The sequence below is a fragment of the Hymenobacter psoromatis genome, from assembly GCA_001596155.1.
Taxonomy (GTDB): Bacteria; Bacteroidota; Bacteroidia; order Cytophagales; family Hymenobacteraceae; genus Hymenobacter.
The window spans coordinates 206,745-231,501 of record CP014771.1; the positions used below are offsets into that span (position 1 = coordinate 206,745).

General features: G+C 59.5%; 22 protein-coding genes and 2 pseudogenes. 12 read left to right on the forward strand and 12 right to left on the reverse strand.

Annotated elements, in window-relative coordinates; translation table 11 throughout:
• Positions 1 to 42: 42 nt before the first annotated feature.
• From A0257_00940 to A0257_00955, 4 genes are all read right to left on the reverse strand, one after another.
• The gene (locus A0257_00940) at positions 43 to 1,824 is read right to left on the reverse strand and encodes a 2-succinyl-5-enolpyruvyl-6-hydroxy-3-cyclohexene-1-carboxylic-acid synthase (GenBank protein ID AMR25796.1); all 1,782 of its coding nucleotides are present in this window, start codon (positions 1,822 to 1,824) and stop codon (positions 43 to 45) included.
• A gap of 8 nt (positions 1,825 to 1,832) precedes the next feature.
• Positions 1,833 to 3,980 (reverse strand): hypothetical protein, encoded by a 2,148-nt coding sequence (locus A0257_00945; GenBank protein ID AMR25797.1) that lies wholly within the window; start codon positions 3,978 to 3,980, stop codon positions 1,833 to 1,835.
• A 115-nt stretch (positions 3,981 to 4,095) separates the two neighbouring features.
• Entirely contained in the window at positions 4,096 to 5,310 is a 1,215-nt protein-coding gene (locus A0257_00950) for a chorismate-binding protein (protein AMR29572.1), read from the reverse strand.
• Between the two features lie 20 nt (positions 5,311 to 5,330).
• Positions 5,331 to 5,753: a thioesterase gene (locus tag A0257_00955; protein AMR25798.1), complete on the reverse strand. Its 423-nt coding sequence runs from the start codon at positions 5,751 to 5,753 to the stop codon at positions 5,331 to 5,333.
• Between the two features lie 163 nt (positions 5,754 to 5,916).
• Here A0257_00955 and A0257_00960 point away from each other — a divergent pair, with 163 nt between their 5' ends.
• From A0257_00960 to A0257_00985, 6 genes are all read left to right on the forward strand, one after another.
• Positions 5,917 to 6,540 carry a histidine phosphatase family protein gene (locus tag A0257_00960; protein AMR25799.1) on the forward strand — a complete coding sequence of 208 codons (624 nt, stop codon included), beginning with the start codon at positions 5,917 to 5,919 and terminating at the stop codon, positions 6,538 to 6,540.
• Positions 6,541 to 6,626: 86 nt separating this feature from the next.
• The gene (locus A0257_00965) at positions 6,627 to 8,318 is read left to right on the forward strand and encodes a pyruvate dehydrogenase (protein AMR25800.1); all 1,692 of its coding nucleotides are present in this window, start codon (positions 6,627 to 6,629) and stop codon (positions 8,316 to 8,318) included.
• A 125-nt stretch (positions 8,319 to 8,443) separates the two neighbouring features.
• The gene (locus A0257_00970; GenBank protein ID AMR25801.1) at positions 8,444 to 8,983 is read left to right on the forward strand and encodes an ATP-dependent protease subunit HslV; all 540 of its coding nucleotides are present in this window, start codon (positions 8,444 to 8,446) and stop codon (positions 8,981 to 8,983) included.
• A gap of 1,751 nt (positions 8,984 to 10,734) precedes the next feature.
• The gene (locus A0257_00975; protein AMR25802.1) at positions 10,735 to 11,706 is read left to right on the forward strand and encodes a deoxyhypusine synthase; all 972 of its coding nucleotides are present in this window, start codon (positions 10,735 to 10,737) and stop codon (positions 11,704 to 11,706) included.
• Between the two features lie 97 nt (positions 11,707 to 11,803).
• Positions 11,804 to 12,928 carry a hypothetical protein gene (locus A0257_00980; GenBank protein AMR25803.1) on the forward strand — a complete coding sequence of 375 codons (1,125 nt, stop codon included), beginning with the start codon at positions 11,804 to 11,806 and terminating at the stop codon, positions 12,926 to 12,928.
• A gap of 295 nt (positions 12,929 to 13,223) precedes the next feature.
• Positions 13,224 to 13,742 carry a hypothetical protein gene (locus A0257_00985; GenBank protein AMR25804.1) on the forward strand — a complete coding sequence of 173 codons (519 nt, stop codon included), beginning with the start codon at positions 13,224 to 13,226 and terminating at the stop codon, positions 13,740 to 13,742.
• A 383-nt stretch (positions 13,743 to 14,125) separates the two neighbouring features.
• Here A0257_00985 and A0257_00990 read toward each other — a convergent pair whose 3' ends face one another.
• The 3 genes and pseudogenes from A0257_00990 to A0257_01000 form a co-directional block, all read right to left on the reverse strand.
• On the reverse strand, positions 14,126 to 14,965 hold the full coding sequence (locus A0257_00990) for a short-chain dehydrogenase/reductase (GenBank protein ID AMR25805.1): 840 nt from the start codon (positions 14,963 to 14,965) through the stop codon (positions 14,126 to 14,128).
• Positions 14,966 to 15,047: 82 nt separating this feature from the next.
• A pseudogene (locus tag A0257_00995) lies at positions 15,048 to 15,950 on the reverse strand (transcriptional regulator).
• Positions 15,951 to 15,968: 18 nt separating this feature from the next.
• Positions 15,969 to 16,541 (reverse strand): hypothetical protein, encoded by a 573-nt coding sequence (locus A0257_01000; protein ID AMR25806.1) that lies wholly within the window; start codon positions 16,539 to 16,541, stop codon positions 15,969 to 15,971.
• A 107-nt stretch (positions 16,542 to 16,648) separates the two neighbouring features.
• Here A0257_01000 and A0257_01005 point away from each other — a divergent pair, with 107 nt between their 5' ends.
• Both A0257_01005 and A0257_01010 read left to right on the forward strand, forming a co-directional pair.
• Complete coding sequence (locus A0257_01005) at positions 16,649 to 17,065, forward strand: DNA-binding protein (protein AMR25807.1); 417 nt, start codon at positions 16,649 to 16,651, stop codon at positions 17,063 to 17,065.
• A 77-nt stretch (positions 17,066 to 17,142) separates the two neighbouring features.
• Positions 17,143 to 17,904: a short-chain dehydrogenase gene (locus A0257_01010; protein ID AMR25808.1), complete on the forward strand. Its 762-nt coding sequence runs from the start codon at positions 17,143 to 17,145 to the stop codon at positions 17,902 to 17,904.
• 130 nt (positions 17,905 to 18,034) lie between these two features.
• On the opposite strand, the gene A0257_01015 is transcribed toward A0257_01010, so the two are convergent.
• The 4 genes from A0257_01015 to A0257_01030 form a co-directional block, all read right to left on the reverse strand.
• Entirely contained in the window at positions 18,035 to 18,355 is a 321-nt protein-coding gene (locus A0257_01015) for a hypothetical protein (GenBank protein AMR25809.1), read from the reverse strand.
• A gap of 180 nt (positions 18,356 to 18,535) precedes the next feature.
• On the reverse strand, positions 18,536 to 18,994 hold the full coding sequence (locus A0257_01020) for a hypothetical protein (GenBank protein ID AMR25810.1): 459 nt from the start codon (positions 18,992 to 18,994) through the stop codon (positions 18,536 to 18,538).
• 72 nt (positions 18,995 to 19,066) lie between these two features.
• Entirely contained in the window at positions 19,067 to 19,312 is a 246-nt protein-coding gene (locus A0257_01025) for a hypothetical protein (GenBank protein ID AMR25811.1), read from the reverse strand.
• Between the two features lie 3 nt (positions 19,313 to 19,315).
• Positions 19,316 to 20,245 (reverse strand): hypothetical protein, encoded by a 930-nt coding sequence (locus A0257_01030; GenBank protein ID AMR25812.1) that lies wholly within the window; start codon positions 20,243 to 20,245, stop codon positions 19,316 to 19,318.
• Between the two features lie 271 nt (positions 20,246 to 20,516).
• Here A0257_01030 and A0257_01035 point away from each other — a divergent pair.
• The 4 genes and pseudogenes from A0257_01035 (at position 20,517) to A0257_01050 (ending at position 24,033) form a co-directional block, all read left to right on the forward strand.
• Positions 20,517 to 20,810, forward strand: a pseudogene (locus A0257_01035) (RNA-binding protein).
• 291 nt (positions 20,811 to 21,101) lie between these two features.
• Entirely contained in the window at positions 21,102 to 22,202 is a 1,101-nt protein-coding gene (gene ychF / locus A0257_01040) for a GTP-binding protein YchF (GenBank protein ID AMR25813.1), read from the forward strand.
• A gap of 225 nt (positions 22,203 to 22,427) precedes the next feature.
• On the forward strand, positions 22,428 to 23,552 hold the full coding sequence (locus A0257_01045; GenBank protein AMR25814.1) for a DNA polymerase III subunit beta: 1,125 nt from the start codon (positions 22,428 to 22,430) through the stop codon (positions 23,550 to 23,552).
• A 145-nt stretch (positions 23,553 to 23,697) separates the two neighbouring features.
• Entirely contained in the window at positions 23,698 to 24,033 is a 336-nt protein-coding gene (locus A0257_01050; protein AMR25815.1) for a gliding motility protein GldC, read from the forward strand.
• An 82-nt stretch (positions 24,034 to 24,115) separates the two neighbouring features.
• Here the strand turns inward: A0257_01050 and A0257_01055 are convergent, their stop codons facing one another.
• Entirely contained in the window at positions 24,116 to 24,667 is a 552-nt protein-coding gene (locus A0257_01055) for a hypothetical protein (GenBank protein ID AMR25816.1), read from the reverse strand.
• Positions 24,668 to 24,757: the final 90 nt, after the last annotated feature.

Below are 24,757 nucleotides of genomic sequence, written 5' to 3' on the forward strand. Positions count from 1 at the left end.
AACGACTTAGCCCGCTGAAGGCGCAGAAGTCGCTGAGTTGCTCTACGAAAAAGCTTTGCGCACGGCGGCGCGGTATTCTTCGAAAAAAGCGGCGTTAGTTTTAGAATCCGTGAAGATTTCCAGCACCGCCGCGCCCGTTTCGGCTGCAAAGAAAACCGGCAACGCGGTATCTAGTTCGGCAAACGACCGCACCGGGAAGTAGCGCAGCTGAAAATCGCGGCACAGGTTCTCGGCCGTGAGCGCCTGCGTGGTTTCAAAGAATTCTTCTAGCTCCGGCTGGTCGCGCGGCCCGTCAATGAGCCGGAAAATGCCGCCGCCGTGGTTGTTGAAGAGCACGACCCGCAGGTTGGGGGTAGGGTAGTTGTGCCAAAAAGCGTTGCGGTCGTAGAAAAAAGCTACGTCGCCGGTCAGCAGCACCACCGGCCGCTCGGGCTGGGCCAGCGCCGCGCCCACCGCCGTGCTGGTGCAGCCGTCGATGCCGCTGGTGCCGCGGTTGGCGAAGACTTCGATTTGCCGGCCTTCGGGCAAGCCCAGGATATTAGCGTAGCGCACGGCCATGCTGTTGGCGAGGTGCAGGGCGGTATGGTCAGGTAAAGCAACTGATAATTGACGGAAAACCGAAAATTCGTTGAATATTTTTTGCTGATGAAACGGGCTTTTTTTGCCAGTTAAAACTTGGCTCGACTTCATAGAGGCTTCTAGCCAGGACCGCCGATATGCCCACCGCTCTTCTAGTATTTCGGGCGGTAGCGCTTGCAACGGCCCCGTTGCTTCTAATAGCATAGAAATTCCCTCCGCCGGGTCAGCCCTGATAATTCTAGTAAGTGACTTAAAAGTATCGGCTACTTCACCTGCTGCCTGTATATGCCAGTGCTCCTGTGGTTTGTACTGACGCAGAAATTGTTTGAGTGATTTGGAAATTAATGATAAGCCACAAGTAATTAATAAGTCCGGCTTGAGTTGTCTTTTTAAATTCTCTGATGCTCCCGCAAAAATAATGTCTTGTGAATCGTGTACTACATCAAGTCCGCTTTCCTGACGACCGACATTACTAATAATATCTCCAACGAAAACGGCCCCGGATATCTCTTCCAACACCATGTCATCAAGCTTATCTTCATAAAGCGTATGCCAAAGCTGGCGTGACTGCTGACCAAAGACAAAAAGAATACGTCCGAAGGATGATAAAGCAGTGCCTAGACTTTGTAATGCTTCGGGGGTAGAGCGCAGGATATTCGGCTCTTCCCGAATAATCTTCACATCCTGCTCGTACACAATGTCTTCCCCCGGCTTCGGATAAAACGGCTCGCGCAGCGGAATATTCACCTGCACCGGCCCGGCCGGCCCAGCCTGGGTTAAATTAATGGCCTCGTTAATTAGCCGCTCGGCGTGCCATTTGGCGTCGGGGTGGGTAGTGTCGGCGGGAAAATCGAAGGCCCCTTTGGCGTGCGCGCCGTAGAGGTTGCGCTGGCGGATGGTCTGGCCGTCGAGCTGGTCAACCCACTCGGGCGGTCGGTCGGCGGTGAGGATGAGCAGCGGGATTTGCTGAAAAAATGCCTCCGCCACGGCGGGCGCGTAGTTGAGGCCGGCCGTGCCGCTGGTACACACCAGCACCACCGTGCGCCGCGTGGCCTGCGCGATGCCGAGGCCAATGAAGGCGGCGGCCCGCTCATCGGGCACCACGCGCAATTTGCCCCGGTAGGCCGGGTGCCGTGCGAAGGCCAGCGTGAGCGGGGCCGAGCGCGAGCCGGGCGATAGAATAACGTCGGTGATGCCGTGCCGGGCGCAGATTTCGGCGATGTTGAAAACGGCTTGGTTGTTCATGCGGGCGGTTAGGGTCGGGGAGGGGGGGTAGGGCGGCCGGGCTTGGTGGCCGCGCCTTCGGTTTGCAGCGCGCCGAGCAGGCGCACCAGGCTATTCATATCGCGGTAGTCGAGCACTTCTACGGGCGAGTGCGAGTAGCGGCCGGGCCACGACAGCGGCACCGATGGGATGCCGTAGTTCATAAATTCCATCCCGTCGGTGCCGCCCACCGTCATGCCTTCCTGGATGGCAATGTGCTGGCGGTCGGCCAGCGCGTGCACGTGCTGCACCAGGTCGCGCCGCGCAAAATTGATGCTTTCGACCACCCGAATAACCGCGCCCTGACCCAGCGGGCAGTAGCCAAAAGCGGGCGATTCCTGCGGGGCATCCGACGACACGAAGGTGTCAATCGGGTACACCACGTCGGCATCGCGCAGGCTTTGGGCCGCGAAGGCCGCGCCCAGCAGGCCGATTTCTTCGCCCGTTGACCACACGTAGGTGACGCGGCAGGGCAGCTTGGCGGGGTCGAGGTGGCGCAGGCTGAGCAGCAGCGCCGCGCAACCCACCCGGTCGTCGAGGCCGCGCGCGGCGGCGCGGTTGGCACCCAGCAGTCGCAGCGCCTTGGGCATAGTCACGGTAGTGCGGCCCACTTCGATGCTCGCCGCCCGCGCCTGCTGCGCCGACGCATAGCCCGCAAACACCGTGAGCGGCCCGGCCGCCGCCCGCTTGGTGGCGCTCAGGTACTGCGGGCGCGGCTCAAACACGGCCGCCACATCGGCTTGCCCTGGCTGATGCAGCAGCGCCGGCTGGGCTTCCCAGAGCCAGGGAAACGCGCCGCCTTTTATGCCGAGTACTAGCCGCCCATCGGGCCGAATGGAATCGACTACGAAACCAACCTCGTCCGTGTGAGCTACAAATACGAGGTGTTTTTTTCCCTGGCCAAAACTCAGGATGAGATTGCCGGCCTGGTCGGTGGTAGGCTTGGCCCAGGCCGGTAATTGCTTGGCAATGAACTCGCGCACGGGCGTTTCGGCGGTGCTCACGCCGTAGCTGGTCACCAGGCCCGCCAGCAGATGGGCCTCGGGCGTGGGCGCTGGTGCGGGCGGCTTGGGCAAAACCGGAGGGGTAGGGACCGGGGCAATGGCCGTGGCCGGCGCGCCCGCCGACACCAGCCACGCCCGGATGAGCTGCTGCACGTCGGCCAGCGCCACGGCCTCGACGGGCGTGTGGGGGTAGCGGGCGGGCAGGCCCAACAGGTAGGTGTGGGCGTTGGCGAGCTGCGTGTTAGGGAATACCGGCTTGCGCGCCGGGCGCGTGGGCTGCGCCAGCGTTTGGCCGGGTAGGGACGTAAACGCCTGGTCGGCCAGAAATTGGCCCGTGCCTTGCGCCTCCGCTTCCAGGTTGCGCTCGAAGCGATACACCTCGGTGAAGGGTCCGTATTTGTTGGCCACGGCCTCAAAGCCCTTGCCGTTGAGCAGGTCGAGGGTGGTCCAGGCGATGATGGTGGTGCCGGCGGGCGGCGCGGCCAGCAGCGCCTGGGCGGCAGTGGCGAGGGCCACAACGGCGGCTTTTTCGCGCATGGCCGGCGCGGCTACCCACTGCTGCGCCACCAGCACGGGCTTTTTCTCCAAAGTCAGCGGGTCAAGCAAGTGAATATCCTGCTGGGCCACGGCCGCCGCCGAACTGGCGCCCACGTCCAAGAATGCGGCCTGCCACGAAAAGGGGGGTAGGGTGCGTTCGGGCGCGGCCCGCAGGTTGTCGTAGTGCGACGAGGGCACGGTCGAAATGGCGTTGCGCGGGCCGCTGGCCGTGCCGATACGTACATCGTGCCCTTCCAAAAACTGGTGATATAAAGTGCCCGCCGCCCCGCCGCCCACCGGGGCCACCCGCAGGTAGCCATTGGCCTGAATCTGACTCACTACGTAGCCGGGCTCGTCGAGCGGGGCCGTCAGCAGGCGGCGCGGGCTGCCGCTGCCCAGCACTAGCACGAGGTTGCCGAGCCGGTCGCGCCGCAGGGTGCCGGTTTTAAATAACTGTTCCACGAAGTGGCTGGCTTCCTCCTCGCGGCCCGTCACGGAGCTGGTGCGCGCGTAGGCTTGCAGCAAATCGGGTAATTGCGCCTGCGCCGATAAGAAACAGGTGCTCAGTAAGATGAGTAAAGTAAATGAGCGCTTCATGGGCAGGGGGTAGTTTAGTGGTAGCGTGAAAATCAGCGGAGCTAAAGTTCGCGCTACGAGAGCTGGCCCGAATGCGCTTTGGCAAGGTAAAGTAGGAACGCGCCCCGGCGCATTCTTACCCCAGCACCGCGGCCACGGTGGTCAGCTTCAGCTCCGTTTCCTGCCACTCGCGGGCCGGGTCCGAATCGACGGTGAGGCCGGTGCCGGCGTAGAGGATGGCCTCATTGGGGCGCACTTGCAGGCAGCGCAGGTTCACGAAGAGGCGCGAGACGCCGGGCGCGGCCACGTTCACCGGCCCCAGGAAGCCGCTGTAGTAAGCGCGGTCGTAGCGCTCGTGGCGGCGCAAAAACTCCAGCGCCGCCACCTTGGGCATGCCACCCACGGCCGAAGTCGGGTGCAGCAGCCGCAGCATATCGGTGCCCAGAGAAGAGGCTAAAGGCACGTTTTGCAAGTTCACCTCAAAGTCGGTGCGTAGGTGCAGCAGCTGCCCGGCCGCCACGGTGCGCGGGCCGGTTTCCTGGTATTCGCGCAGGCGCAGCTGCTTGAAGCAGCTCACGATGTAGCGCGCCACCAGGGCCTGCTCCTCAATCTCTTTCTGCCGCCAGATGGCCTCCTGCGGGGTGTGGCCCGGCACCAGCGGCTGCGTGCCGGCCAGGGCCATCGTGTGAAAATGCCCGTCGGCTGTGACCTCGGCCAGCACCTCGGGCGAAGCTCCCAGCCAGGTCCCTACCCCCGGCACGCTCACCAACGACACAAAAGCGCGCTCATACTGCCGGCTCAATTCCTCAAACGCCACCAGCGGGTCGAACCCCGTCGGCAGCGGCCGGTGCGCCACCCGCGAGCTCACCACTTTCACCACCTCTCTGGCCTCGATGGCGGCCACGCCGGTGCGCACCAGCTCGGTGTAGTCGGCCTGGGTAGTGGCGGGCGGGGCGGGCTGCGGGCTGTGGTGCCAGGCCAGGATAGGGGGGGTAGGGAGCGTGAGCCAGGCGGCAATGTTGGGCACCAGCTCGCGCGCGGCGGGCGCCAGGCGCACCACCTCGGGCTGACTGAGGTCGTACTGCACGTCGGCGGGCAGAAAAAGCGCCGGGTTGTGGTCCGAATCGCGAAACGGAAAAAACGCGAAGCCCGCCGGCGCGTTCGCATCCAGGGCGGGGGGTAGGCCGGTGTAGGTGGCTTCGAGCGAGCGGGCCACCAGCAGGCGCGGCTGCGCCGCGCCCGGCTCGCGCCAGATGGCCAGCGGCCGGCCCGTGCGCAGCGCGCCCGCCGCCAGGTGGCGCAGGCGGGCCAGCGCATCGAGGTGGGCAGTGGTGGCCGGCCAGGTCAGCAGCCGCGGTTCGGGAGGCTGCATTACGCTTGCTGGGGCAGGTCAATCACGGCCATTGTGAGGCGGCTGATGCACACCAGCGCGCCGGTTTCTTCGTGGGTAATGCGGATTTCCCATACCTGCGTGGTGCGGCCCACGTGCAGGGCCGTGGCCCGGCCGCGCACCCAGCCGGCGCGCACGCCCTTGATGTGGTTGGCGTTGATTTCCAGGCCCACGCAGGCTTGCTTGGTCACGTCGATGCGAGTGGCCGCGCCGATGCTGCCCAGTGTTTCGGCCAGCGCCACCGAGGCCCCGCCGTGTAGCAGGCCCATTGGTTGGTGCGTGCGGCCATCCACCGGCATGCGGCCTTCGAGGTAGGTATCAGTGATATCCGTCAGCTCAATGCCCAGCGCGTCGGCCAGGGTAGGGCGGTGCGAGGCCCAGGTTTTTACGTCTTCGAGGGTCATTTTTTGGTGCTTGGTGCTTGGGTGTTAGTGCTTGGGTGTTAGAACAGGTCGCTCATTGCCTTGTTAAAATTGCCACCCTGAGCCGAGTGGTGCCCAACGAATCCAGGCACCAACACCCAAGCACCAGGCACTACTTTTAGGGACAAAACTACGCGCCTACCCCGTGCCCATTCAGCAGCTCTACCTTCTTCGCCACGGCCAAACCGATTTCAACGTGCAGGGCATCGTGCAAGGCAGCGGCATCGACTCGGACCTCAACGCGCGCGGCCGCGAGCAGACCGCCCAGTTCTGGGCCGCTTACCAAAACACGCCGTTTGACCGCGTTTACACGTCCCGGCTCAGGCGCACCCAGCAGTCGGTGCAGCATTTTATCGACCAAGGCCTGCCGCACGAGTCCTCCGCTGCCCTCAACGAAATCAGCTGGGGCACCCGCGAGGGCAGCCGCATCACGCCCCAGGAAGACGCCGAATATGGCCGCGTGCTCGACGCCTGGCGCGCCGGCGGCGACCAAGCCCGCCTGCCCGGTGGTGAAAGTCCGGCCGAGGTAGCCGCCCGCCAGCGCCCGTTTATTGAGCTGCTCCGGAGCCGGCCGCAGGATGAAATTGTGCTGGTGTGCCTGCACGGCCGCGCCCTGCGCGTGCTGCTGTGCCAGCTCATGAGCTACCCCCTAAGCTGCATGGATGGCTTTGAGCATCAAAACCTCTGCCTGTATAAGCTGCACTATACGGGCTCGCGCTACACGATTCGTAATTTTTTGGACATTAGCCATTTGAACCCTGCCAGCTAACTTCGAATACCTGGTAGCCGAGCGGCCAATTGTTTCCCCACCTTTTGGCGGCTAATTTTGGCTTCCAATCCCAACCTGCAATTCCGATGGCCGAAATTATCAAAATGCCGAAAATGAGCGACACGATGACCGAGGGGACCATCGCGGCCTGGCTCAAGAAAGTAGGCGACAAAGTGAAGTCGGGCGATATCCTGGCCGAAGTCGAGACCGACAAAGCCACGATGGAGCTGGAAAACTACGAGGATGGCACCCTGCTCTACATCGGCCCCAAGGAAGGCGAAGCCGTGGCCGTGGATGGCGTATTGGCCATTGTGGGCAAAGAAGGTGAAGATATTTCGGGCCTGCTCAGCGGCCAGAACGGAGGTAGCACGCCTGCCCCGGCCGCCGCACCAGCGCCCCAGGCCGACGCGCCCGCTCCCGCCCCAGCCCCAACTCCGGCTGCGCCTACCCCCGCCGCGCCCGCCAATGGCAAGAAGGCTACCGTGGTGCGCATGCCCAAGATGAGCGACACGATGACCGAAGGCACCATTGCCGCCTGGCTCAAAAAGGTGGGCGACAAGGTGAAAGCGGGCGATGTGCTGGCCGAAGTCGAGACCGACAAAGCCACGATGGAGCTGGAAAACTACGAGGATGGCACCCTGCTTTACACCGGCCCCAAAGAAGGCGAAGCCGTGGCCGTGGATGGCGTGCTAGCCATTATCGGCGAGGAAGGCGCTGACGTTCAGGCTCTACTGAGCGGTCAGAGCGGCGGTGGCGCTTCCGCTCCTACCCCCCCCGCCGCGCCCGAAGCCGCCCCGCCCAGCGCTCCTCAACCCGAAACCAGCAGCCAGCAACCAGCAACCCAAACCGGCCGCCTGCTCGCCTCGCCCCTGGCCAAGAGCATTGCCAAAGACAAAGGCGTGGACCTGCGCCAGATTAAAGGCAGCGGCGAAAATGGACGCATCGTGGCCCGCGACCTCGAAAGTGCTCAGCCCCAGGCCGTTGCTTCGGCTCCTACTGTCGCGCCCGCCTCGGCCCCGAGCGAATACATCCAGGCTGCCCTGCCCGAAGCTGTTAAGCCTGCCGCCCAGGCACCAGGCACCAACAGCCAAGCACTAGAAACCTATACCGACACGCCGGTGTCGCAGATGCGCAAGGTGATTGCCAAGCGCCTGTCGGAGAGCTTGTTCACGGCTCCGCATTTCTATCTGACGATGGAAATCGTGATGGACCGGGCAATGGAAACCCGCGTCAAGCTCAACGAGCTGTCGCCAGTGAAGCTGTCGTTCAACGACCTGGTTATCAAGGCGTGCGCCGTGGCGCTGAAGCAGCATCCGGCCATCAACTCGTCGTGGCTCGGCGACCGCATCCGCCAGAACAAGGTGGTGAACATCGGCGTGGCCGTGGCCGTGGATGAGGGCCTGCTGGTGCCCGTGGTGCGCAACGCCGACGGCAAGGGCTTGTCGGCCATTGCCACCGAGGTGAAGGAGCTGGCCGCCAAGGCCAAAAGCAAGAAGCTCCAGCCTGCCGAGTGGGAGGGTAGCACCTTCACCATCAGCAACCTGGGTATGTTCGGCATTGATGAATTTACCGCCATTATCAACCCGCCCGATGCCTGCATCCTGGCCGTGGGCGGCATCAAGCAAACTGCTGTGGTGCGGGATGGCGCACTGGCCATCGGCAACATCATGAAGGTGACCCTGAGCTGCGACCACCGGGTAGTGGACGGGGCCACCGGCGCGGCCTTCCTGCAAACCGTGAAAGCCTTGTTGGAAGACCCCATGCGGATGCTGATTTGATTTTAAAGTAGGGGCGGGGCTTGCCCCCGCCCGTCACTGAACGAGCTGACCAGAACGCTGTTGTTCTGTCGCAAGTGCAACGACGGGCGGGGGCAAGCCCCGCCCCTACATTTTCCCCGATTGTAATGACTAGAATTCGCTCCACAACCGTGCTCGGCGTGCGCCACAACGGCCAGATTGCCCTCGGGGCCGATGGCCAGGCCACGATGGATAAGCACGTAGCCAAAAACAACGTGCGCAAAGTGCGCCAGCTCAACGACGGCAAGGTCGTCACCGGCTTTGCCGGCTCCACGGCCGATGCCTTTATGCTGCTCGACCGCTTTGAGGAAAAGCTGGCTGCCTACGGCAATAACCTCAAGCGCGCCGCCATTGAGTTGGCCAAAGACTGGCGCAAAGACCAGTATCTCCGTAAGTTAGAAGCCATGATGGTGGTCTGCGACAAGGACGAGCTGCTCATCGTGAGTGGCACCGGCGACGTGCTGGAGCCCGACATGGACGTGGCCGCTATCGGCAGCGGCGCCATGTATGCGCAAGCCGCCGCGCTGGCCCTCAAGAAGCACGCCCCGCACCTCACCGCCCGCCAAATGGTAGAAGATTCCCTGCATATCGCGGCCGATATCTGCATCTACACCAACCATAATCTGATAATTGCGGAGCCGGCTTAAAGAGATTGGTGGCTGTCTGAGGTAGCAGATATGGAGCCATTAATTATTCGCCGCTCGCGCTGGAGCATTGGACAGCCTCTAATAATTTCTATAATTCTTCTGACAGCTCTCTATTCTATCACGACTGAGAAAAAAACACTTCAGACAAGTGATAATATATTAATAATAGTCCTAGGTGCCGCCGTATTATTTTTAATAATAGATGTAATAAGAGGTATTAGCCGCCAGCCAATAATATTACTCGACAACGCAGGCATCAACGACACTCGATTGAATGTGGGTACTATTCCGTGGGCTGAAATTCTGCAGATTTACATAGTATCAGGCTCTAAGAGTAGAGCCGTGCAGTTGGCGGTTTATCATCCTGAACAGTATCGTTCAAAAAGTTCGCCTTTCGTAATTCTTGCTGATGATATCGACATTTTACCCGAGGCTCTGGCCAATACTAGACTTGTTGCGAGGTACAAGGTGACGTAAATTTGTGAGAAATATATTTCCGCTTAGGTTATGCAACTTTCCACTTCGACCCTTACTACCGAACGTAAATGGCGAGCAGCAACTGGCTTGACACAAGCTCGATTTGAAAAATTACTGACTCATTTTAAGCAAGCTTATTCGCGCTTATTTGATTTACAAATAGCTGACCGTGATGCTTTTGCCATTCATGAGTCCATTATTAAAACGGAAGAAGAACTGCTGCTATTTACCCTATTTAGCTTTAAAGCCAGTTTAACTTACGATTTACTTGGTTTTGTAAGTGGGATGGATACCGCGAATGCTAAACGTTATCAAGACCGAGGAATTATGGTGCTTCAAGAAGCTTTAACACTGTCTGGTCATTTGCCTAAACGAGCGTTTGCTAGCGTAGACGAATTTGAAGCTTATTTTAGCCAGCACGAAACGTTGTTACTAGACGGAACGGAACAACGGATACAACGACCGCAAGATTATACTACTCAGAAAGACTCGTATAGTGGTAAAAAAAAGCGAATACCTTAAAAGAAATAGTCATTGCTACTACCACTAGGTGGATTGGATTTTTAAGTCATTTTCAACCGGGAAAACAGCATGATTATGGGTTACTTAAACAACTCTTTCCTGTTGATAAACAGTGGTTTAGAAAATTTACTTTTCAAGTACGCTAGTTAAAGCTATGCCCTTCAGGGCAAGACTTTAGTTGCTACTCACCTCTTCGCTATGAGCGCAGCTTGTTTCGTTATTTAGTAGGGAGCAATTTGTTCAACCGGCTTTAGCCGAAACCGCCGAATTTCATTCGCCATCAAACCTATGGACTTACAGTCCATAGTCGTTTAGTGTTCGCCTGGATTTAGGATTTCTGGGGTTTGGTAAGGATTATAAGTGTCCTACCTATTTTCTACCAATTAAAAAACCTAAGGGAAAAGAATTGACCCTGGAGCAGCGAGCCCTAAATAAAGAACAGGCGAGTAAACGTATTATAGTGGAACATGCTATCGGTGGCTGGAAACGTTATCGGATTTTGAGTGACCGTCTACGAATGCACGATTGGAAACGCTACGACAACGTGTTAGGAGTTTGTGCAGGGTTGTGGAATTTTTATCTATGTCCTTGACTTTCAAATCACAAAAAGTCTACTATATACTAGTGGCAAATGTATAATTGGTCAGCGCTGGGTAAGCTCACGCCTGCCCCTACGCCACCACTATATACTGAGCGTACCTCTCTATTTTTTTTCCGCTGAGCTGTAGGCTTATCGGTTCATTCCCTCTCCCATGCAAATCACCAATTTCCTCAAGCACCACTACCGCCACTTCAATGCCGCCGCCCTCATCGACGCGGCCGATGGCTACAACAAGCACCTCGCCGAAGGCGGCAAAATGATGATAACCCTGGCCGGTGCCATGAGCACCGCCGAAATGGGTATTCAGCTGGCTGAGCTGATTCGGCAGGATAAAGTGCAGATTATCAGCTGCACGGGTGCTAATCTGGAGGAAGATATCTTCAACCTCGTGGCCCACGACTTCTACGAGCGCGTGCCCAACTACCGCGACCTCACGCCCGCCGACGAGCAAGCCCTGCTGGAGCGCCACATGAACCGCGTGACCGACACTTGCATCCCCGAAGAGGAGGCCATGCGCCGCCTGGAGCACGTGGTATTGAAGTTTTGGGAGAAGGCCGACAAGGCCGGCGAAGCCTATTTTCCGCACGAGTTTTTCTACCAGATTCTGCTGAGCGGCGAGCTGGAGCAATACTACCAGATTGACCCCAAAGACTCGTGGATGCTGGCGGCGGCCGAGAAAAACCTGCCCATCATCTGCCCCGGCTGGGAAGACTCGACGCTCGGCAACATCTACGCCGGCCACGTCATCACGGGCGATATCAAGAACGTGCACACCATGCGCACGGGCATCCAGTACATGATTTACCTGGCTGAGTGGTACACCAAGCAGGCCACCGACGAGAGCAAGGTAGGCTTTTTCCAGATTGGTGGCGGCATTGCCGGCGACTTCCCCATCTGCGTAGTGCCCATGTTGCACCAGGACCTGGGCCGTACCACCGTACCACTGTGGGGCTATTTCTGCCAGATTTCGGACTCCACGACCAGCTACGGCAGCTACTCAGGCGCGGTGCCGAACGAGAAAATTACCTGGGGCAAGCTGGGCGAGAAAACCCCGAAATTCATCATTGAGAGCGACGCGACTATCGTGGCCCCGCTGATTTTTGCCATCGTGCTCGGGCAATAATTCTATGCTGACTCCGCGCCCAGCGCCGGCTTCCAGCAGCTCAAACGCCGCCCCGGTCTCTAGCCCTACCCCCCCTCATAGGACCGGGTGGGGCCGGGTGGCCGGGGCGGCGTTGCTGCTTATAGGAATAGCGGCGCTGCTGGCCTACCTGCTCACGCCCTACCCCGCCCTGCGCGACTGGTACCTGCGCCGCACGCCCTATTTGTACCGCGCCGCCGCCTGGCCCCATGACTTTTTCACGCCCGCCGTGAAATCCCGCGGCAACTTGCTGGCGACGCTGGCTTTGGCGGCGCTGGTGGGGGTAGGGGCCTACGGATGGTGGGCGCGCCCGCGCCAGCCAGCCCCGGCTGCGCCGCCACTGCGCCTGCTGAGCCGCGCCGACCGGCCCTGGCTGGTGGGGCTGCTGCTACTGGCGGCGAGCCTGTGGGCCTGGGGTGCTACGCAGGTACCACCAGCCTACGACGAAGTGTTTTCGGCGGTGTACTGCGCGGGTAATGAGTCACTCTTTGCGACCTGGAGCTACTACATGCTGCCCAACAACCACGTGCTGTTCAATCTGTTGAATAGCGGCTTGTTTGGCTGGCTGCACCGCCTGCCCTGGCTGGTGCCCACGGGCCGGCTGCTGTCGGGCCTGGCCTACGCGGGCACGCTGGCGGTGGTGTACCGGGTGGTGGCGGCCCTCACCGGGCGGCGGGGGGTAGGGGCGGTGTTGGCGGTGCTGGCGGGCCTGCAGTTTTCGCTATGGGGCTTCGGGTTTCAGGCCCGTGGCTATGCCTTATATGCGCTGCTACACTGGGTGGCGATAGGCACGCTGCTGGCGCACTGGCGGCAGCCCCGGCAAACTAAGTGGCTGACTATAAATATGCTGGCCGTGGCAGCGGGCTACGCGGTGGTGCCCACGTTCCTGTTCTACCACGCGGCGCAGCAGCTGGCGAGTGCGGTGGTGCAACTGCGGCAGCGCCGCTTCGACGGCCGGTTCTGGCGCTATCAGGCGGGCGCGCTGGCGCTGGCGGGCGCGTTTTATTTGCCAATTATCGGTTTCTCGGGCCTGGCAGCGCTAGCGGCCAACCCCTATGTGCTGCCCTTTAAAGGCAGCCTGACCGAGTTCGTCATCAAAGCCTGGCCCGATGTGAAGAGCTACGCGCCGTACGCGTTCGGCGAAATCGGGCTGGGGTCCTGGCCGGCTTATATCCTGATTTTACTTTTCAAGCACGCTAGTTAAAGCTATGCCCTTTAGGGCAAGACTTTAGTTGCTACTCCCTTTCGCCGGCCTTGCTTATGCAAGAACGGTCAATTTTTGATTGTCAGTTAGTTATTGCTCTTTGCCCAACGACTGACGCTAGCGTTTCGCCAGCAGAATTTCATTCTAGAGCGGCCCACTTTCAGTGGCTTCTTTCAGTCGGCTTTAGCCGAAACCGCCGAATTCCATTCGCTTTCAAACCTATGGACTTACAGTCCATAGTCGTTTAGTTCCCCTAACCCTGCTGGCGCACCGGCGCTACTGGCAGCTGGGGCTTTTGTACCTGGCGTGGCTGCTGGCCGTGGCCGGTGGCACGCTGGTGCTGCGGCACGTTATTTTTCACCGTAACCTGCTGGCATTCTTTAGCCTGGCGGTGGTGCTGGCTCCCCTCACGGTGGGCGTGTGGCTGGGCCGCTGGCGGCCGTGGGCCGGGCTGGCGGGCGCGTTGGTTATAATTGGGGGGGTAGGGCTGGGCTTCGTGCGCCACAACCCGGTGCGTGAGCCGCTGGCTTTGTATTACTGGAATCTGCAGGTCGGCTTCGACGCGGCGCAGCAGCGGCTGGCCACGTTGCCGGGCTGGGCGGCTTCCGTAGATTTCTCGCAGGAAAGCTTCTACCCGTATTTTCTTTACCGGCGGGCCGGCGGGGTGGCCCCGCATCCGGCGCAGCACCCGGCCCCGGCCGCCGATTACTTTATCACGGCTCCCAACGACGCGCTGCCGCCCGCCCTGGCCGGCCGCTACCAGCCCGTTGATACCGTCGGGACGTACCGGCTGTGGCGGCGCAAAGTATTGTAGCTTATTAGTTTAGGAATTTAAGTCAGGCGTAGCAAAACGCTAGGACTACCCTAGCCTTGCTGGTTGGTAGCCGGGCGGTCGGCTTGCGAAAGGCGACGCTCCCAACGATGCCGCGGCTGGTCCGCGGCCAGGGCTTGGGTACTAGCCGCAGTCGGCTCGGGGCAGGTTGCAACTGCCAATGTATAGTCAAAATTATCAGGATTTTCGTGGTAGAAAAGGGAGTCGCTCAGGGCGAGCTGGCCAAATAAATAAAGCATGGGGCGGGGGAATGGGTGGACGAGGGCTACTAAGACGAGATACCGAACCGCATACCGTAGTTGCAAGTCTAAAATCCGTAATTGACCAACGCCCACCCTTTCCGGACGCAACGGCCCGCCGCCGCGCTACTCCGCGAAGCCAGTCGAAGTGGTCAGGGCTTGCCAATCTTCAAAATTCTGGCTGAGCACGGTCAGCTTGTGGGTAGCGCGCTGGTAGGCATCCTGGCCGAGTAGCAGGTGCACGGGCGGATGGGCCTCGGTGGCGAGCTGCATAATAGCGGCGGCGGCTTTGTCGGGGTCGCCGGCCTGGCTGCCGTTCATAGTCAGGTACTTGGCGTGCGAGGCGCGAATGTCTGCGTAGGCCGCGATGGGCTGCTGCGGCATGGTCAGCGCCTCGGTGGTAAGGAAATTGGTGCGAAACGCGCCCGGCTCCACCACCGTCACCCGGATGCCGAAGCTGGCCACATCCTGCGCCAAAACTTCGCTGAAAGCACTCACGGCCGCTTTAGCGGCCGCGTACACGGCCCAGCCCGTAGCCCCCGCCAGTGCCGCGATGGAGGAAATGTTAATGATGTGCCCCGCCCCCGCGGCCCGCAGGTGCGGCAGCGCCTGCCGCACCACGTTGAACGTGCCGAACACGTTCACGTCGAAAGACTGGCGCGTTTCGTCGTCACTCAGCTCCTCAATGCTGCCGCCGATGCCGTAGCCGGCATTGTTCACCACGACATCGATCTGGCCGAACGTGCTGATAGTCTGCGCGATGGCCTGCCGCACGCTGGCATCGCTAGCCAGGTCTACTTGCAGCGGCAGGAAGGCCGGGCTGGAAGTGCCCACGGCGGCGGCCAGGGTTTCTTTAGTGCGCGAGGTGGCGGCTACTTGGTGGCCCTCGCGCAGGAGGCGTTTTACTAAACTCAGCCCGAGGCCCTGCGAGGCCCCGGTCACGAACCAGGTTTGGGGAGTGCTCATAATTTTTGCGTTTTTGACCCTGCAAAAGTAGCAGCGGCCCCCGCCGGCCGGCTTACCCGCTTCAAACCAATGCTTGCAAAAATCAAACAATCCGCATGGCCGTGGGGGCTACCCCGGTTTGCTTGCGAAAGAAATTACTGAAGTGCGCCGGCTCCTCAAAACCCAGGCAGTAACTGATTTCGGCCACGTTCCAGGCCGTGTGTTTGAGCAGGGTGTTGGCCTCCTGCACCAGCCGGCCGGCAATGAGCTGGGTAGTGGTTTTGCCAGTGACTTCTTTCAGGGCGCGGTTGAGGTGATTGACATGCACGGCCAGCTGCCGGGCAAAGGCGTGGGCAGTGCGCAGCTTCACCCGCTGCCCCGGCGACTCTATCGGAAACTGCCGCTCCAGCAGCTCCGTGAAGAGCGAGGTAATGCGCGTGGCCGCCGTACTGTCATGGTAGAGCGAGGTGGCGGGGTGCAGCTTCAAGGCGCTGTGCAGCAGCTCAAACACGTAGGTGCGCAGCAGGTCGTACTTGTGGGTGTAGTCCGAATTCAGCTCAGCCAGCATCTTTTCAAACAGGGGGCGTAGGGTGGCCGCTTGTGCATCGGTGAGAAAGTATACTGGCTGCCCGCCGGGCTTGAACATGGGTAGCTCCGGGGCGGCCAGCCCGACCTGCTGCTGCAAAAATGCCTCAGTGAAAATGCAGAAAATACCCGTCTGCTGGTCATCTAGGGGCTCCCACTGGTAGGGTATCAGCGGGTTAGCAAAAAACAGCGCGTGGCCGCGCAGGGCGATGGTTTTGTCCGCGAAATGATAGTTGCTATTACCCGATACCAGCGTGATTTTGTAAAAATCTTTGCGGCTGTACGGTATCTTACCCGCCTTTAGCCCCACAAAGTCATCGAGCCGAAACACGTTGAAATGCCCGATATCCTGCCGTAGGTTTTCGGGCAGTCAATGAATTTTAGTTAAGTAAAAGTCTTCGAGCGTCTGGGGCTTCGGCATAAGACAAAGTTACGAAAATCAAATGGCTGACTTGTCTAACTTCTCATCCGTAAAATGCTCCTGGTGCGGCGGCCGCGCGAATTTCTCCGCGTTGTAAGCAACTGAATCACCCCTTGGAATGGAGAGCGACTGCCAAGCTCCACCGGCCACCAAGCGGGCGATGAATACGAGCTGCCCCACGTGGTAGGGGTAGTGCGCCAGCTGCCGGTTGATGGCTTCCAGCACGGTGTGGCCCTGGTTTCGGATGTAGATGAGGCGCGCTAAATCATTGGGGGTGAGCGCATCGAGCGCGGCAAAAAGGCATTGCCAGCCGGCTTGCCACCGGGCCATGACCTCGGCGCGGGTAGGCAGGTCGTTGTTAAACTCCGCCTCACGCTCCCGCCAGGGCTTTTCGCCATCGGTGGTGAGGAAGTCCGTCCAGCGCGACAACATATTACCGCTCAGGTGTTTTACGATGGTAGCCAGGCTGTTGCTGACTGCATTGGGCTGCCAGTTCAGTTGCTTGTCGGGGACTTGCGCCAGCGCCTGCTCGCCCAACAATTGATAGTAAGCAAACTGCTTGCGGGCGCTGGAAAGGAAGTCGGTAGGCATGGCGGAGGTAGGGGGGTTAGCGGACTAAAAGTAAGTTTCCCCGGTCATTGGCCGGCTCACCGGCTCGGCGGGCCGGGAAGTTTTCTCACCCTGTTTGTTACTGCTATATGGCAACGACTCCCACTCCCCAGAAAATACTGGCCCGCCAGCACGAAATCTACGCCGATTACCTACGCGAAATCGACCGGCACCTAGCCGACCTCGTGGCCGGGCGGGCCACGGAAATGTTTGAAATCCGCGACCTGGCCGGGGTGCTCTGCATTCACCCTACCCACCTCAGCAACACCGTGAAGCTGGTGACGGGCCACGCGCCCTGCTACGATTTTCAGCGGCGCATCCTGGCCGTGGCCCAGCAGTTGCTGCGCGATACCGACCAGCCCGTGGCCGCCATCGCCGGTACGCTCACCTACGACCCGGCCAATTTCACCAAGTTTTTCAAGCGTTTCGGCGGCTGCACGCCCAAGCAATACCGCGAGCAGGTGCGCGCCGGGCAGCGTGAGCTAGCGGAACTATTAACCATTTAATCTGGGCTACTCACCATAAATGTAAGGGAGGGGGGTAGGACCTTTGTTCAATCAATTCACTCACGCAACCACTTTCTATGAGCACTTCCAAAATAGCCCTCGTCACGGGCGGCAGCCGCGGCCTCGGCAAAAGCATGGCCCTGAACCTGGCCAAAAAAGGCATCGACGTGCTGCTGACTTACCACAGCCAGCAAGCCGAAGCTGAGGCCGTAGTAGCCGAAATCAAGGCCCAGGGCCACCAGGCCGCCGCCTTGCAGCTCGACGCGGGCAACGCCGCCAGCTTCGACGCCTTTTTCGAGCAGGTGAAAACCACCCTGCACGATACCTTTCAGGCTGAGCAGTTTCAGTTTCTGATTAACAACGCGGGCACGTCGCTGCACGCCAACTTTGCCGACACCACCGAGGCGCAGTTTGATGAGGTAATGAACGTGCATCTCAAAGGCCCGTTCTTCCTCACCCAAAAGGCCCTACCCCTGCTGGCCGACGGCGGTCGCATCATCAACATCTCGTCGGGTCTGGCGCGCTTCAGCTTTCCCGGCTCGTCGGCCTACGCGGCCATGAAGGGCGCCATTGAAGTACTAACCCGCTACCAGGCCAAGGAGCTAGGCGCGCGCGGTATCACGGCCAACGTGGTAGCGCCCGGTGCCATCGCCACCGATTTCAGCGGCGGCATGGTGCGCGACAATCCTGAGGTAAACGCGATGGTGGCCGGCATGACGGCCCTGGGCCGGGTAGGCGAGCCCGAAGACATCGGCCCCATTGTGGCCTTCCTCTGCACCGACGATGCCCGCTGGATTGCGGCCCAGCGTATTGAAGCATCGGGCGGCACGCTCGTGTAGGCGGCTGCGAATTAGCTTGCTAAATGATAAAAGCCCTGCTTTTCCAATTACGGAAAGGCAGGGCTTTCTTTTAAGCGTTGTGATTCCGAGGTGTCGTGGCTTACGAAAACCTGTAAGGTCAAGCGCTCAACTATTCTGTATCGTCGTCAAATTCGCTGTCAGGTACCAAGCCAGCTATAAATTCCTCAAAGCTGTTTGCAACCGCCACATCTTCATCCAGCTCAGTATCAATCCAGCTGATAGTAGGAATGCTACCCTGGCGATAATCGAGGGTTATAAACCAGTGGCCATCACCAGTTAACGTAACCTGTTTTTCGGGTAAGCCCCATTCCCCGGTCAGGTAAATGCTATCCAGTAAGTTTAATACGGTAGTGCCAGCTGGTTCGGGCAGAATACCAAACATATCAGCCAATGGCACATGATTATCGGCCCAGGAAGTTTTTTGCGACATAGGAAAAACAAAGCCGCGCGTATAACCGCCATTCTGAATTGCCAATAAGTCGAGCAATAATTGCGGAAGCTTAACCCCCAACGCAGTTTCGGCCAAGCTTATTAATTCCTTAGTAAGCGGCAGCCGAGGAGTTGAAGCTGAATCCCAAAAGTTGGTCGCATCAAAATTCATGATACACGCTTAAAACCGAAATAGCGGCCGATACGGATTCCAGATGCCCCACGGAATCATGAGCAGCACCAGCAGCAGCCCGATGCCGAAGTAGGTAAAGGCTTTCTTGTGCTTGAGCGTATCGCTGGAAGCATTTTTGAGGGCAATGCGGCCCACCTGGGCCAGAATGGCGGCTAATAACATTACCACCACGTGCTCCATGCCGAAAAAGCGAGTGGTAGGGTCTTTCATGGCCCCGGCTACTTTCATCGCCTTAAGGCCGTAGGGGCTCAGGCCGAAGTAGAGCCCCAGACCCACAATGACTTGCAGCCACATAAAGCCCGAAAACGCGGCGCTGATGGCGTTGTCGCCCTTGGTGAAGGGCCGGCGGGCCGTCCAGCCCATATAGGCGCGCACCACGGCCAGCAGGCCCGCGCCCAGCACAAACCACCGCAGCCACGAATGAAGAAGAAGAAGTACCTGATACATGCGTAAAAGCAAAAGCGCCGGGCAGCCCGGCCGGTGAAAAACTGCCGCGAAGCTACGGGCCGCTAGTCGTACCTAGGAAAATTCGCCCGGCTCGGGCACCGGCGCGGGCGCGCCGCCGCGCGCCGCTTTGGCCCGCTGCTCATCGCGCATAGCCACGGCCAGCGCGATAAAAATGGAGAAAAATGGCAGCACCAGTCCCAGCAAAAACCACTTGAGCCGCGAGTGCCCGTGCGAATAGGCGATGTACATCGTCACCGAAGCCAATAAGGCATCCAGAAACAGCAGAAAGATGGCCCCAAAAAAGAAGGTAGCAAACATAAATTACCGGGCTTTGCCGCGCTTCACCAGGTAGGCGTGCAGCACTTTGTCGAACGGCTCGCGCACGTCCACGGGTACAAAATCAATCTTGAGCTGGCCGCAGCGCAGCGCCAGGTCGTCCTCAAACTGCCGCATGGCCGCCCGGTACTGTTCGCGCACCTGCGCCGGCTGCAACCGGATTTCCTGGCCCGTCTCCACATCTTCAAAAATGTAGGGCCGGTCCTGAAAGTCAAAATTACTCTCCGTGGCCCGGTCCAGCACGTGAAACACCAGCACCTCGTGGTGCTGGTGGCGCAGGTGCTGCAAGGCCGCCAGCGCCGCCGCCTGCTCGGCCGCCCCGCGCCCCAGCATATCGCTGAACAAAATCACGAGCGAGCGCTTCGGAATCTGCTGTGCGATGGCGTGCAGCACGCCGGCCACGTCGGTCGCCTGGCCGGGCCGGCTGGGGGGGGTAGGGCGCTCCAGCAGCTGTTGCAGGGCCAGCAGCAGCGTGTGGCGATGCACCGACGTAGCGCGCACCGGCGTTTGCAGCTCCACGGTTTCGGCGAAGGTGACGAGGCCCACCGCGTCGCGCTGCCGCTGCAGCAGCGTCGTGAGCGCCGCCGCAGCTAGCACGCTGAATTTCAGCTTATCATGGCCGGGGGAGGGGTAGTACATGCTCGGGCTCACGTCGAGCAGCAGGTGCGCGCGCAGGTTGGTTTCCTCCTCGTAGCGCTTCACGAAGAGCTTGTCGGTGCGGGCAAACACCTTCCAGTCCACGTGCCGGGTGCTGTCGCCGGGGTTGTAAAGCCGGTGCTCCGAAAACTCGACCGAAAAGCCGTGGTAGGGCGACTGGTGCAGGCCGGTAATAAAGCCATCAACCAGCTGCCGGGCCAGCAGCTCCAGGTTTTCAAACGAGCGAATAGCGGCCAGGTCGAGCGCGGGTGCGGGCATGGAAGGGGGGTAGGGAATGCTGGTACGTAAGTAAAAATCAAGTAGCTACATCAATCTAAGGTAGCGTTTATGGATAAGTAATTCTGCGGCGTTCCGGCGATACGGGGCTGAAATAATCTTACGTGCTGATAAACAAGCCGCCCACTGCTTGAGTTTCGCCGGGACAAAAGCCGAATTTAGGTTCGCCTTTCCGGCTCTATCTTTGCTTTAGCCGACGTAAGTTTAGCTGTTTAAAAATTAAAACCACCCCTACTATCCCCTCTCTCAACCCGTGGAAGACCGGTATTCTAAAGACCAGGAAGAAATCTACTCGCACCGCATGAAGGCGGGTAAGCGCACGTATTTCTTCGACGTAAAAGCCACCCGTGGCCAGGATTATTACCTCACCATTACCGAAAGTAAGCGTCGCCCCGGCGCTGACCCCGACGGACCTGCCAGCTACGAAAAGCACAAGATTTTTCTCTATAAGGAAGATTTCAATAAATTTATCGATGCTCTGCACGATGCCGTGGACTATGTGCGCGACGAGCTGCTGACCGAGGAAGAAGTAGCCGAGCTCGACCGCCCGCGCCCCGCCTTCGATGGCGAGCAGCCCCGCCCCGCCCACCACGAAGGTCAGGCACCCGACGCCCCTACCCCCCCCGCCGGGTACGACGCCGCCCCCGACCTGGGCGAGAGCACCTATTAACTACACGCAACAAGCACGAGGGGAAGAAATAGTAGTAGCGCGCCGCTGTTCCGCACCAGGAGCAGCGGCGCTTTGCATTCGCGGCTAGGCCCCGCCGCCCGCCGTACCTTTGCCCAGTGAGTCAGGAACAATTCTTAACTCATAACTCTCAACTCATAATTAAATAAAATGGGCCTCCGCTGCGGTATTGTCGGCCTGCCGAATGTCGGCAAATCCACGCTTTTCAACGCGTTATCCAACGCCAAGGCCGAATCGGCCAACTATCCTTTCTGCACCATCGAGCCCAACGTGGGCGTCATTACCGTGCCCGACGAGCGCCTCCAGATTCTGGAAGCCCTCGTGAACCCCAAGCGCGTGCTGCCCACCATCATCGAGTTCGTGGACATTGCCGGCCTCGTGAAGGGCGCCAGCAAGGGCGAGGGCCTGGGCAATAAATTCCTGGCCAACATCCGCGAAGTAGATGCCATCATTCACGTGGTGCGCTGCTTCGACGACCCCAACATCGTGCACGTGGCCGGCGGCGTGGATCCCGTTTTTGACAAGGACGTGATTGATACGGAGCTGCAAATCAAGGATTTGGAGAGTATCGATAAGAAGCTCATCAAGTCGGAGCGCAGCGCCAAGGCCGGCGACGCCGTGGCCAAAAAGGAAGTGGCCAGCCTGCACCTCTTTAAGTCGGCCCTCGAAGCTGGCCAGAACGCCCGCGCCGTAGCAGCCGGCCCCGACGACCTGGAGGCCGTAGCCGACTTGCAGCTGCTCACCATCAAGCCCGTAATTTACGTGGCCAACGTGGATGAAGCCAGCATCGCAACCGATGGCAACAAGCACGTGACCGCTCTGAGCGAGCACGTTAAAAGCGAGAACGCGCAAGTCGTGCTCGTGTCGGCCGCCATTGAGTCGCAGATTGCCGAGATGGAGGACGCCGACGAAAAGGCCATGTACCTGAGCGAATACGGCCTCACCGAGTCGGGCCTCAACAAGCTCATCCGGGCCAGCTATGAATTGCTGAACCTCATCACCTACTTCACCGCCGGCGTGCAGGAAGTACGCGCCTGGACCGTGCATCGCGGCGACAAAGCTCCCGCCGCCGCCGGCGTTATTCACTCCGATTTCGAGAAGGGCTTTATCCGTGCGGAGGTTATCAAGCTCGCCGATTACCAAGAGTATAAAACCGAAGTTAAAATAAAGGAAGCCGGTAAAATGGCCGTGGAGGGTAAGGATTACGTGGTGCAGGATGGCGACATTATGCACTTCCGGTTTAATGTGTAAGTAATAGTTTTGGTCGTTTGTCATTGCGAGGAGGAACGACGAAGCAACCTTTCCTTGTCGTTGAACCTACCCGGTTGGCGTCCCTAACCGGAAGGAAAGATTGCTTCGTCGTTCCTCCTCGCAATGACAGGCAATACCTGCGCTACAACCGTTAAAAAACTAGCAACTAGAATCTGCCCCAACGTATCTTTGCCCCCCGTCCAAAACCTAGCCCTACCTCCTCTTATGAAGTTCATTGTTTCGTCCTCGGCCCTGCTCAAGCAGCTCCAGAGCATCAACGGCGTGGTCACGAACAACCCCGTGGTGCCCATCCTGGAGAACTTCCTCTTTGAGATTGAGCCCGGCAAGCTCACCATCACCGCCTCCGACCTGGAAACGAGCATGATGACCGAGCTGCCCATCGAGTCGCGCGAAGCGGGGCGCATCGCGGCCCCGGCCCGCATCCTGCTCGACACGCTCAAGAACCTGCCCGACCAGCCCGTAACTTTCACGCTGGATGAGGAAACCTACACCATCGAAATCAGCTCGGCCAACGGCCGCTACAAGCTGGCCGGCGAGAACGCCGCCGACTTTCCCCGCGTGCCGGTGGTGAAGGGCTCCAGCCCGGTCGAGATGCCGTCGTCGTCGCTGGCGCGTGCCATTAACAAGACAATTTTCGCAGTGAGCACCGACGAGCTACGGCCGGCCATGACCGGCATTTTGGTGCAATTAGGCGAGGCGCAGGTAACTTTCGTGGCCACCGATGGCCACCGCCTGTTGCGCTACCGCCGCCAGGATGTGGGCGCCGGCCAGACCGCCAACCTCATCATTCCGCGCAAGGCCTTCACCCTGCTGAAAAGCTCCCTACCCTCCGAGGCCACGCCGGTGCGCATCGAGTTCAATCAGAGCAACGCGTTTTTCTCGTTCAACCAGATGCGGCTGGTGTGCCGCCTCATCGATGAGCGCTACCCCGACTACGAGAACGTAATTCCGGTCAGCAACCCCAACAAGCTGACCATCAACCGCCAGGAGCTGCTGAACTCGGTGCGCCGCATCAGCATCTATTCCAACAAGACGACCCACCAGGTGCGCCTGCGCCTCACCGGCTCCGAGCTGGTAATTTCGGCCGAAGACCTTGATTTTAGCAACGAAGCCAAGGAAACGCTGGCTTGCCAGTACGACGGCGAGGACATGGAAATCGGTTTCAACGCCCGCTTCCTGCAAGAAATGCTGTCGAACATCGACTCCGAAGAAATCACCCTGGAGCTGAGCACGCCCAACCGCGCCGGCCTGCTCATGCCCGCCCAGCCCGATGAAAACGAAAGCATCCTGATGCTGGTAATGCCGGTGATGCTCAATAATTACGTGTAACTAAAAAGCAAGTAAACAAGAAATCGTCTGTCATGGCGAGCCTGCGAAGCAATCGCACCAGAACGAGCCGTGTGGGTATCGTTTTGGTGCGATTGCTTCGCAGGCTCGCCATGACAGACGATTGTTATAACCTAACTACTCTCCCATGAAAAAGTCCGAAATCCGCTTCAGTATTGCTCTTGACGACCAGAAGGTGCCCGAGGCCATCAGCTGGCAGGCCACCGACGCGGGGCCTGATATTCAATTTGCCAAGGCCATCAACGTCGCCATCTGGGACCGCAATACTGATGCGACGATGAAAATTGACCTCTGGACCAAAGACATGCCCACCGATGCCATGAAGTACTTCGTGGTCGATAACATTGGCTCAATGGCTGAAACCATTCAGACGGCCACCGGTGACAAGAAAATGGCTGAAATGATGCGCCAGCTCTGCAAAGAGCTGAGCGACTATATTGAGGAGCAAGGCCCTGCCAATTAGTAGGAAGCTAAAAGCCAGGTAAATAAAAGAGGCCTTCCCAGTGCTGGGAAGGCCTCTTTTTGGTTTGCGTAAAAGCTGTTGCTTAGCGCAGCGTGCGGCCGAAGGACTCACTGGAGCGCTTGGCATCCTTGGCTTTGGTGGGGCTCATCACCGCATCGTTGGCGCGGGAGGGGGTAGGGTTTTGCACCGAATTCACCAGATTGGAAGCCGAGGCGTTTTGGGCGTAGTTGCGGTCGGCCTGGGCGTAGCGCTTGCGGGCATCGAAGTAGGTAGTGTACTGGTCGGTGGTGAGCACCGCTTGCAGCTCCTGGTCGCGCTCGTGGCCAATGGCCTTCGACTGTTTTGCGAGCTGTTCGGGACTGGTAGCATACTGGCGCTCAGCGATTTCCAGCTTGGCAATCTTATCGGTATTGATGGCGCGCAGGCGGGTAGCCTGATAGCCGTTCAGACGCAGGTCGCGCGTCATTTGGTCGCTCAGGTGCTCGGCGCGGTCGCTCACGGCGGGGTTGAGGCGCGGGCTGGACTGGGTTTTGTCCTGCGGCATGGGCGAGGACGGGGCGGGCACGGGCGCTATTTGCTGCGCGTGCGCCGCGAAAGTGGCGGCGAGCAGAACAAGGGCAAAAGCAGATTTCATGGGCAGATAGGGCAGGGGTAGGAACGAGAAAAGCCAACTATCGCGCCAGGGACCCAGGGGCGCGGGGCTGCTCGTTCTAACGCAGAAGGC